The sequence below is a fragment of the Atribacterota bacterium genome (assembly GCA_028717805.1).
Taxonomy (GTDB): domain Bacteria; phylum Atribacterota; class Phoenicimicrobiia; order Phoenicimicrobiales; family Stramentimicrobiaceae; genus Stramentimicrobium.
This window is the reverse complement of the sequence record JAQUNC010000092.1, coordinates 1-2,544: the sequence shown is the minus strand read 5'-3', so window position 1 is coordinate 2,544 and position 2,544 is coordinate 1. Positions and strand designations below refer to the sequence as shown.

At 35.3% G+C, this 2,544-nt stretch carries 3 protein-coding genes and 1 pseudogene; 3 read left to right on the top strand and 1 reads right to left on the bottom strand.

Features of this window, described 5'->3' with window-relative positions; genetic code table 11:
• Positions 1-347 precede the first annotated feature (347 nt).
• Complete coding sequence (locus tag PHD84_10785; GenBank protein ID MDD5638280.1) at positions 348-1,109, bottom strand: DUF4163 domain-containing protein; 762 nt, start codon at positions 1,107-1,109, stop codon at positions 348-350.
• A gap of 294 nt (positions 1,110-1,403) precedes the next feature.
• On the opposite strand from PHD84_10785, the gene PHD84_10780 reads away from it, so the two are divergent.
• The 3 genes and pseudogenes from PHD84_10780 (at position 1,404) to PHD84_10770 (ending at position 2,433) form a co-directional block, all read left to right on the top strand.
• Positions 1,404-1,922 (top strand): N-acetyltransferase, encoded by a 519-nt coding sequence (locus PHD84_10780; GenBank protein MDD5638279.1) that lies wholly within the window; start codon positions 1,404-1,406, stop codon positions 1,920-1,922.
• A gap of 76 nt (positions 1,923-1,998) precedes the next feature.
• Positions 1,999-2,196: pseudogene (locus PHD84_10775) on the top strand (GrpB family protein).
• A 90-nt stretch (positions 2,197-2,286) separates the two neighbouring features.
• Positions 2,287-2,433 (top strand): hypothetical protein, encoded by a 147-nt coding sequence (locus tag PHD84_10770; protein ID MDD5638278.1) that lies wholly within the window; start codon positions 2,287-2,289, stop codon positions 2,431-2,433.
• The last annotated feature ends 111 nt before the right edge of the window (positions 2,434-2,544 follow it).

The window sequence follows — 2,544 nt, the reverse complement described above, 5'->3', positions numbered from 1 at the left end:
CTAGAATTGGCAACTTTATCCAATACAACCCCGGATACCCAGAAAAAAGTATTAAGTTATCTCAAAGGATTAAACAGTTGTTCGGTGAGACAGCTTTCCAGATTAACTGGATTAACGGTGAATCAGATTATCAGAGCATGACACAGAGAACCGTCCCCTGTTTGACATAAGACAGTTATCTAGATTAACAGGGTTAACTCTGTACGAGGTTAGAAGAGTCTAACACAGAGAACCGTCCCCTGTTTGACATAAGCGGCTTGTCTGAAGGCCGGCTGCCCTCGTAAGACTTATTTGATTTTTCCACCTTTAGAGCTTCTATATCCTCAAGAAACAAAAAATACTTAAAATTACTCCAAGTAGCGGGAATCTATGGAGTTTTCTTCTAATTCATTCTCATAAAATACAATTGTTATCGGACCTGCCACACCAGGAGCTACCTGATATTTTTGGAAATAAACGGTCAATGAATTGTAATTAAAATTGAAGTCTCCATAGTTTTCTTGGGTTGGCTCTGTCCCACTCTCAATCACTTTTTCTAAAAAGCTGTCCAGTTCAATACCTTCATTTTCAAGCTGCAAGGATACTTTCTGTTTTGACAAATCAGCTAATTTTTCAAAGTTTTGCCGGGAAGAATTTAAAAAATCAAACAAGGTTATTTCTCTTTCCTCTTTTAAATCATAATTAAAAGCATGAACCTCAGTAGCTCCGTGGGCTCCTCCAACAAAATAATGCAAATGAACAACAAAACTTATATAGTTATTGTTAAGCTGTGCTGGCTCCCAAAAGCCAATAACATCAAATTTATATTCGGGATGTTCAGGAAGCGGATTCTCTGACAAGGCGGTTTCTCTTCTTGCTTCATAGTTGTACCTGGCATCTTTTTTAAAACTCTCTATTTTCCCTTCAATTAAGTTGGAAATTTTCTCGTTAAAAACATCTCCTGCATCAGCAAACCGGGGATACTCAACTTGTATATTATAGAAATCATCCTTCTGATGAATAGAGTTTACGGACATCTTTAAGGAATTCTCTTCAGAGAAAGACTCTTGTAAAGAAAAACCAATCAGAGCCAAGCTAACAACCATTAAAATTAAATAGATTTTTTTCATGAGCATTTAATTTTACCTAAAACCCTTTATTTATTTACATTATAACAAAAAATTCAAGCATGATATTATATTTGCAGATATTATAAATTTTATACGAAACTTTGTCTGCAATAAGAAAAAAACAATTGGGTCTATAATTGAAAAACAACATTCAGGTATAGAATAATTTGTTTAATCAGGGATAGTCAAAAAATTATCTTTATGCCAAAATAAGAATATATGGCCAGAGGAGTATTTGTGACTTGTGCGGTTTGACAATACAAAAATTACACGAAAAGTAAAGGGATTGATAGAATGATACAAAATTTGTTAATCAGGGATGAAAAAGAAAGTGATTTTCAGGAAATTTCCGATGTAACTTTTACTGCTTTCGAAAAAATGGAAATCAGCAATCATACTGAACAGTTTATTATTGAGGCACTTAGGTTAGCCAAAGCCTTATCCATATCATTGGTAGCAGAGCTGAATGGCCGTGTGGTAGGGCACATTGCTTTTTCTCCAGTTATAATGACAGACTGCACAAAAGACTGGTACGGATTAGGGCCGGTTTCAGTACATCCAGACTTTCAGCGCAAGGGAATTGGCAAGGCTCTGATAAATGAGGGTTTGTCACGTTTGAAATCTCTTAGGGCAAAAGGTTGTTGTCTGGTCGGACATCCAAAGTATTACGGGCAATTTGGGTTTAAGAATGTTAAAGAACTATCCTACGATGGTGTTCCCCAGGAAGTCTTCTTTGTTCTATCATTTGATGGAAATATCCCCCAGGGACAGGTTATATTTCACGAAGCATTTAAGGCAGATGGTCAACAATAGAAGCAATTAATGTAATTAATAGGGTCAGCCTGTTGAGAACTGACCCTCTTTATTTCTTCGTAAAGTTAGGATTTTTATGGAAAAAAAATTATCTGAGATGAATTTAGAAGAACTTTGGGAATTGTTTCCCATTATCTTATGTGAACATAATCCCGAGTATAAAGAATGGTATTCAGAAGAAAAAGATAAAATTGAAAAAATTGTTGGTGTAAGTAAAATTGATAGAATTAATCATATTGGCAGTACTGCAGTTGAAGGATTGATCGCAAAGCCAATATGATACAGGGGACGGTTCTCTGTTTGACAGCTTTCTTGTTATGATTTAAGATATTATTATGTAATCTTGATTAAAAGGAAGTTGCTTATGCCCAGAACAGCCCGCATTAAAAGCAGTACTGGAATTTACCACATTATAACAAGAGGCATCAACCAGCAAAACATCTTTTCTGCTGATGATGATTATGAAAGACTCCTCAATACTCTCGGAAGAGAGATGGGGGTCAGGTCTTGAAATATAAGATTTATAGTGCTAAATATTTTTTATAGCTAGACCACTACCTATTCAATTTCCCGGGATACTCAACCAAAACAGTAATTCCAAAGAAAGATCTCTATGTTTTAA